The organism is Anabaena sp. CS-542/02, from assembly GCF_028331085.1.
In the GTDB taxonomy this organism is placed as follows: Bacteria; Cyanobacteriota; Cyanobacteriia; order Cyanobacteriales; family Nostocaceae; genus Anabaenopsis; species Anabaenopsis arnoldii.
Genome location: NZ_JAQMTM010000025.1, coordinates 1 through 7,677, shown reverse-complemented (window position 1 = coordinate 7,677; position 7,677 = coordinate 1). Strand labels below are relative to the sequence as shown.

Below are 7,677 nucleotides of genomic sequence, written 5' to 3'. Positions count from 1 at the left end.
TGGGTAGAGTGATTGCATATAGGCGATTTGTCTACCAAGGTCGTCTCGTTGCTTGGTTGAACTAACTCGGCAGTAGCAGACAATGGAAGTTCTAGTTGCACCACGGAGGTAGGATTCAACGTGAAAAAGTCTTTGTCCTGCCTCGTTTTTGATGCTTTCAATCTTGCCATTGTCTGCGTACTTCCTTAAAGTGTTTGGGTGCAATCCCAGTTGTTAAACTGCTTCTCGTAGTGGTACATAAGCCATACCACTATATTAGCATTTATGAGCGTATATAATCTATTGTTAGTAAATAACTAGCTATTGGCGACCCGTCAACATGGTTGGCAATTTGAAATCATTGAAGATTTAGGCTGAGGATTAAATTATAGCAAATGTATTTTTATTTACACCCTTCAATGACACAAATATCCTCAGCAGTGCGGATAACCTGAGTTAATTTCAAACCCGCTTGAGCAAATAATTGGTGAAATTCACTTTCTGTTCTTTCTTTTCCTCCAGGACACATCACCAACATATTTAAATCTAACATTTTGGCTCCTCCCGGAATATTACCAGGTTCAACAATCATCTCTAAAACCAAGATTTTACTATGCTCATCCATAGCATTTGTGCAGTTTTGGAGAATTGTTAATGCTCGTTCATCATCCCAGTCATGAAGAATGTGTTTTAAAAGATAGGCGTCTCCTCCCTGTGGTACCGATGTAAAAAAATCGCCACTGACCTTTTGACAACGTTCAACAACACCATGTTTTGCCAAAGTAGGTTCAGCATGGGAAATGACATATTCTTCATCAAACAAAATACCTTGTAGATGGGGGTATTTTTGCAAAAATGTTCCCAACATTTCCCCATATCCTCCCCCTATATCAACTAGGGTTTTAAATTGGGAAAAATCATATACATCTAATATGGCTTTTTCTTCCACAAAAGAGAAAGAGTTCATGCACTGCTCAAATATCTCTGCATCTTGGGGATGGGATTTAAAGTAATCAAATACTCCCATACCAAAAGAATGATCAAATGCTGGTTTTCCGGTTTTGACACTATAGAGGAAATTTCCCCAAGCTTGATAATGAGGTGCATCCCCCAACATGACGGCTGTAGCTTGGAGTGATTGGGGATGATCACTACATAAATATTCTGCTAAGGGAGTGAGGATAAATTGTTCAGGTTCTGTTTCGTGGAAAATACCGATACTGGCTAAAGCCCTCATCATGCGGTACAATGAGCCAGGATTACTATCAGTATTTTCCGCCAGTTGTTGACAGGATTGAGAACCTGGTTTCAGGAGATCCGCAATCCCCAACTTAGCGGCGGTGCAGATAGCTTGAGATACCCAATAACCGGAAATCATTTGTGATAATTGGGTATGGGGAGAAAATTGAGGTATCACAATTTCACTCATTACTTTACCTAAATTGTTTCAGTGGATTTCCGGATCATATCATGGAAGATTAACCAGACGTATATAAAATCTTAGGTAAAAAGTAGTAATGGCTTTCATACCGGTATAGCCTAAATCATCAGGGTGCTAGATGTTAGCTTTTACTGTGGTGACGGCGCTTTAATTCCGCCTCAATAGCTTGGACTACAGTTTCAATGACCTTGACGCGGGCATAATATTTGTCATTAGCAGCGACAATTGTCCAAGGAGCGTTGGGGGTGCTGGTGCGGTGGATGGCTTGATTTACTGCTACATAGTAATCATTCCACTTTTCCCGATTCCGCCAGTCTTCATCGGTAAGCTTGTACTGCTTAAAGGGGTCATTTTTACGAGATGTAAACCGCTCAAGTTGTTCTTCTGGGCTAATGTGCAACCATAACTTAACTAAAACATAGCCAGCAGTGGTTAACTGAGCCTCAAACTCATTAATTTCGCGGTAGGATCGGCGCCACTCGATTTCCGAAGCAAAACCTTCTACCCGCTCCACTAATACCCGACCATACCAAGAGCGGTCAAAAATACCAATTATCCCAGATGTGGGTAGTTGTCGCCAAAATCGCCAGAGGTAATGATGAACTTTTTCCTCGTCTGTGGGCGCGGGGAAGGGATAAACAAAGTAACTGCGAGGATCGAGAATATCTGTGAGGCGTTTAATTGCGCCCCCTTTACCTGCTGCATCCCAGCCTTCAAACATTACCAGTACAGGAATTTGATCTTGATAAATGCTTAATTGCAACTTGCGTAGTTTTACCTGCTCTTGGAGTAATTTTTCTTGGTATTCTGGTTCGGAAAGACTTAAGCTTAAATCGACTTGTGCGAGTAAGTCTAACTCGGTGGGTTCTAACTGGGTTTGTGGTGGTAAAGTGGGGGTGGGAAGCTGAATTTTTAGCCTATCCAATGCAGATGTTAAAGTTGCAGCTAGCTGGGTAAGTACTTTCACCTGCGCCCAGCGCTCTGAGTCTGCTTCTATTAGAGTCCAAGGTGCAAAGCCGGTACTAGTTTGTACTAGCATATCTTCTGCATAGCTGGTGTAACGGTCATAGTGTTTTTCCTGCTTCCAGTCTTCTTTGCGTACCCGCCAAGCAGTTAATTCATCTTTAGCGTATTCTTTTAAACGACTTTTCAATTCTTTACGGCTCAGATGTAACCAAAATTTAGCGATCGCAGTCCCATCATCCACCATTTGGCGCTCAAAGGCGTTAATTTGTGCAATCAGGGTGGGTACTGTGGGAACTTGATTGGTTCCGACCCGCTCTAACAGACGTTCTTCGAGAACATGAGTATACCAACTGTGATAGAAAAAGCTAATTTTACCTTGGGCGGGTATTTTTTCCCAAAATCGCCAGAGGAAGGGATATTTACGTTCTTCTGGGGTGGGTGGCCAGATAGGATGTACCTGAAATCCCCGTGGGTCCATGTAAGAAACCATTTGCTTTACTAGTCTACCCTTACCAGAAGCAGCCCACCCCTCCAAGACCACAATTACAGGTAACTTTTTATTCCAACAGGCATTTTGCAGTTCTCGCAGTTGATACATCAGCCTGTCAATTTCTGACTTGTAGGTGGCTTTATCTAAGGAAACTGTTAAATCAAGTGTATCTAGCATAGCATTGGTTTATCTATGTATTACGATATTATGGCATACAGTAGATATTAGTAGTTGTAAATAAAATTTTACCCTCCCCGCAGCCGGAGACTGAAAAGATCAAAAAATTACCCAACCATAGATAAAAATTACCTTGTTCTTTTCACCCCAAAAAAGTTGATAATATTGCCAGATGTAAGTCCCAATATTCACTATGAACAATCAACCCGGAGAATATGATGCTGTCCTTGGTGGTCACAGTCCAAGTCCTGAGTTTGCAGTAATTTTAGGTGGTCTTGAAGGGGTGATATTCCGGTATAGTGACCCTAACCCCCAGGTGAGAATTGCAGCACTTGCACAGGCTTTGAATTATAGTGAAGCAGGTTTAGATATATTAATTGAGGCTTTGAATGATCAGTCGTCACAAGTACAAAATGCTGCTTATTCTTTATTGCAGTCTCGCACAGAAGCCAAGGTCAGACAAGCCCTGAGTATATTTGAAGATGGACCATTAAAGTCAGCTATCGGGGTGGACTATAAGAATCTGCGTGACCTACTTCTGCAAAAAAGGTGGAGAGACGCAGATGATGAAACCAGACGCTTAATGTTAGGGGTGGCGAACCGGGAAAAAGAAGGTTGGTTAAACCATGAGAGTATTGATAATTTTCCCTGTGAAGACCTGAGCATCATTGACCAGTTATGGCTCAAATATAGCAATGGGCGCTTTGGGTTTTCTGTACAGAAACGCATTTATGAAAGCATTTATGAAAATTTGGGAGGAAAGAAACAGTGGGAATATGATATTTGGAGAGCCTTCGGGGACAAAATAGGATGGAGGAAAGGGGGAAGTTGGTTATACTACATTGATATTATTTTTGACCTCACAGCAGTAGAAGGCCACCTCCCAGTTTACGAGTGTTGGTTGGGGGAGAAAGAACTGGTTTGGGGGGTGAATTTCTTTTCTCACGTTGGTACTTGTCAACTTTAAGCCCAACATTGTATCAAAGTCTGTTGAATTAAACGACGTTGAAACCCATCACAAATTCCTATAACTCTGCCATGATGGGGTTATGATTCCTCAACCCCACCTGGTGGTATTACAAGTATTTACCCTCAACTTATCTGGTTTACAAGTTACTTCAATTACCGATCGCACTAGAATCACCTGCAATTAAGCCGAAGCGGTCAACTCTGACTGAGTTTTAGTTTTACGTAACTCCAAGTATATTAACAAGGCGTTAATATCTGCGGGATTTACGCCCCCTGTCCGTGCTGCTTGACCGATAGTTAAGGGTTTGACACGGGTGAGTTTTTCCCGCGCTTCTTTAGAAAGGGTATCAATTGTGTTATAATCTAAGTCCGCGGGTAGCTGGCGGTTAGCCTGACGGGTAATCTGTTCAATCTGATGTTGTTGTCTAGCCAGATAACCAGAATACTTGATGTCAATCTCTGCGCCTTCTTTTTCCCCTTGGTTGAGGGTGGGGTTTCCCAGTCCGTAACGTTCCAGGTCAATGTAATGGAATCCTGGACGACGGAGTAAATCAGCTAGGGTGATAGAACCTTTAATAGCTTGTTGGGATGCGGAGGCGATCGCCTGACCGATGGGGTCATGTTCCTTAATTCTGGTATTATATAAACGGTCTTTTTCTTGATTAATCTGCGTCTGTTTACTGGTGAACAACTCCCAACGGCGATCGTCAACTAAGCCGATTTCCCTTCCTAAAGGTGTTAAACGTTGGTCAGCATTATCAGACCGCAACAATAACCGATACTCAGACCGACTAGTGAGCATCCGGTAAGGTTCCCGTAAATCTTTAGTACACAAATCATCAAGCAAAGTACCAAGATAACTATGTTCACGGGGGAAAACAATCATCTGGTTACCCTGAACCAACCGCGCCGCATTAATACCCGCCACAATTCCTTGGGCTGCGGCCTCTTCATAACCCGTAGTACCGTTAATTTGTCCCGCGCAGAATAAACCATTAATTTTCTTAGTCATCAGTGTAGGATAACACTGGGTGGCGGGTAAATAGTCATACTCCACCGCATAAGCCGGACGCAACATCGTACAACTTTCCAAACCCGGCAGAGTGCGTAACATTTGCAACTGGAGATTTTCCGGTAACCCCGTAGAAAACCCTTGAATATATAACTCTGGGATATCCCGCCCTTCCGGTTCAATAAAGATTTGGTGGCTCTCCTTATCAGCAAAGCGGACTATTTTATCTTCAATACTGGGACAGTAGCGAGGTCCCTTAGCTTCCACCCAACCACCATAAACCGGTGATAAATGTAAATTTTCCCGAATTAACCGATGAGTATCTGCATTAGTCCGGGTAATGTAACAGGGAACCTGTTCCCGTTCCACCCACACATCCGGGTCAAAACTAAACCAGCGTACCTCCTCATCTCCTGGTTGGATAGTCATCTTAGTATAGTCCACCGATCGCCTATCTACCCGTGCGGGCGTACCCGTTTTCAGCCTACCGGTTTCAAAACCCAAGCGGTTGAGAGTTTGGGTCAAACCCTCAGCCGCAAACTCGCCAGCTCGTCCAGCGGCCATAGACCTATTACCTACCCAGATTTTACCACCCAAAAACGTCCCAGTAGTCAAGATCACCGCTTGACATTGAAACCCCACACCAAAATAAGTTTCAACCCCAATCACCTCATCATTAGTACCCAAAACCAAATCCGTAACCATCCCCTCCCGGATAGTCAGATTTTCTTGGTTTTCCACAACACCCTTCATCACCGCCGCATATTCCCGCTTATCACTTTGAGCGCGTAAAGCCCATACCGCCGGGCCCCGTGAAGAATTGAGGACGCGCTTTTGTAAATAGGTGCGGTCCGCAACCTTGCCAATTTCCCCCCCCAGAGCATCCACCTCATGGGTCAACTGCGACTTAGCCGGTCCACCCACCGCCGGGTTACAAGGTTGCCAAGCTATTTTATCCAAGTTGAGTGTCAGTAGCAGAGTCCGACAGCCCAGACGAGCCGCAGCCAGAGCCGCTTCACAACCGGAGTGACCCGCACCCACCACAATAACATCAAAAGCGTCTTGGAATTCAACGGAATTGTGCATGGTCATACTTACACAGATTAGCAGGTTAACAGTTACTACAACTGATTGTAACCCAACCACAACCACCTAAAAACGCTGTGATGTAACCGAATAGGTGACAGATTAAGATCCCGGACTTCTCACATCATCACAGATAATCTAGGATAACTTAGCTAGAAGTCGGGGATCTGTGGGGGGATGTTAAATGCGATAGCGAAGCGCTGCTGCAAGCAGATCGCCCTGGGTTGAAAAATTCCGTTTGATGCTACACGGGGAGCCAGGGGTTAGAAACCCCCGTCTCAAAGCTAAAGTCAGATAAATCTGACTAGAAAATCATGTATTTGATTATCTTGAAAAGATGCGTCGCCATTCTCTATACCCCCATCCCTTTGTAAGGGGATGGGTTGGGGGTGGGGTCAAACCTGATAAAAACACCTGCGCAGGGCGATCGCCCCGTCTCAAAACTCCTATTACCACTTGCGGGGTTGAAAATCCGGCTCATTTAAAATCACCACATCATCACCGCACAGACCCAAAACAAATAAACCTTGACCATAGGCATAATCACGTACCTCATTAGTAACCACCATCCCCGCCACTGCACCCATAGCTTGTACATCTGTATACCTAGGCATGAGGCGCTTAAACTTTTCTAAACGCTGTAAATGCTTATCCACATCGGCTTGATTGGGTTTACTCTTAACCTCAACTAACACCGCTTCTGTATCATTTACCACTAATAAATCAATTTCCAAACCTTCACCCCCGCGCTGGGTAGATAACCCTGGGTGAAGTTCATGGACATCTATACCCCGTTCTCGAAACAATCGTACTGCAGCAGGGCGTACTTGCCATTCTACAAACTCCCCCAGACGATTACCTAACTTACCCAGTTGTTGACTTACCTGTTTAATCTGCTTATCAGTTGCTTGAGCTTGCTGTTTAAGAAACCGCTCTGTTTCTTGAGATCGTTCTTTTAATAACCGCTCAGTTTCTTGAGATTGTTCTTTTAATAACCGCTCAGTTTCTTGAAAGCGTCGCTCTGTTTCCTTTTGAGCTACAATCAACTCACTTAATAAGCGCCAAACATCATCAGGTGTGTAAGTCATGGTTGATTCGAGAGGGCATAGCAACATTATAATACCTGAAGCATAATACCTAAAGCGATCGCTCTGGGTTGAAAAATTCCGTTTGATGCTACACGGGGAGCCAGGGGTTAGAAACCCCCGTCTAATAGCTAAAGTCAGATAAATCTGACTAGAAAATCATGTATTTGATTATCTTGACGGGATACGTCGCCATTCTCTATACCCCCATCCCCTTACAAGGGGTGGGGTCGAACCTCATCCCACCATCTACGCAGGGCGATCGCCCTTCTCTCTCCATACTTATTAGGGGGTTTTATCTCTACCCTAAGATAGATGACAAACTTACAGCTATTCTAACTTAAAGTTATTTACACTTGTATAAATTTTAATAAACTGTCTGCTAAATTACTGTCAGCTATCCTCTATATTTAAATTTCTGCCCTTGTATATCCCTGATTTTCCCCATGTCCAGACTTTTGATTAGCCAGTA

At 43.8% G+C, this 7,677-nt stretch carries 6 protein-coding genes; 2 read left to right on the top strand and 4 right to left on the bottom strand.

The annotated features are described in order from the left end of the window. Positions 1-382 precede the first annotated feature (382 nt). Positions 383-1,408 (bottom strand): methyltransferase, encoded by a 1,026-nt coding sequence (locus tag PN447_RS02355; RefSeq protein ID WP_271760505.1) that lies wholly within the window; start codon positions 1,406-1,408, stop codon positions 383-385. A 133-nt stretch (positions 1,409-1,541) separates the two neighbouring features. Continuing rightward, positions 1,542-3,053 (bottom strand): polyphosphate:AMP phosphotransferase, encoded by a 1,512-nt coding sequence (gene pap / locus PN447_RS02350; protein WP_271760503.1) that lies wholly within the window; start codon positions 3,051-3,053, stop codon positions 1,542-1,544. A gap of 193 nt (positions 3,054-3,246) precedes the next feature. Here pap and PN447_RS02345 point away from each other — a divergent pair, with 193 nt between their 5' ends. Continuing rightward, a complete protein-coding gene (locus tag PN447_RS02345; RefSeq protein WP_271760501.1) occupies positions 3,247-4,020 on the top strand; it encodes a GUN4 domain-containing protein in 774 nt (257 codons plus the stop codon). A 183-nt stretch (positions 4,021-4,203) separates the two neighbouring features. Here PN447_RS02345 and mnmG read toward each other — a convergent pair whose 3' ends face one another. Both mnmG and PN447_RS02335 read right to left on the bottom strand, forming a co-directional pair. Then, entirely contained in the window at positions 4,204-6,126 is a 1,923-nt protein-coding gene (mnmG, locus tag PN447_RS02340; RefSeq protein WP_271760498.1) for a tRNA uridine-5-carboxymethylaminomethyl(34) synthesis enzyme MnmG, read from the bottom strand. Between the two features lie 443 nt (positions 6,127-6,569). Beyond that, entirely contained in the window at positions 6,570-7,208 is a 639-nt protein-coding gene (locus PN447_RS02335) for a hypothetical protein (protein WP_271760496.1), read from the bottom strand. 158 nt (positions 7,209-7,366) lie between these two features. Between PN447_RS02335 and PN447_RS02330 the strand changes: the two genes are divergently transcribed. Next, the gene (locus PN447_RS02330) at positions 7,367-7,549 is read left to right on the top strand and encodes a hypothetical protein (RefSeq protein WP_271760494.1); all 183 of its coding nucleotides are present in this window, start codon (positions 7,367-7,369) and stop codon (positions 7,547-7,549) included. Positions 7,550-7,677: the final 128 nt, after the last annotated feature.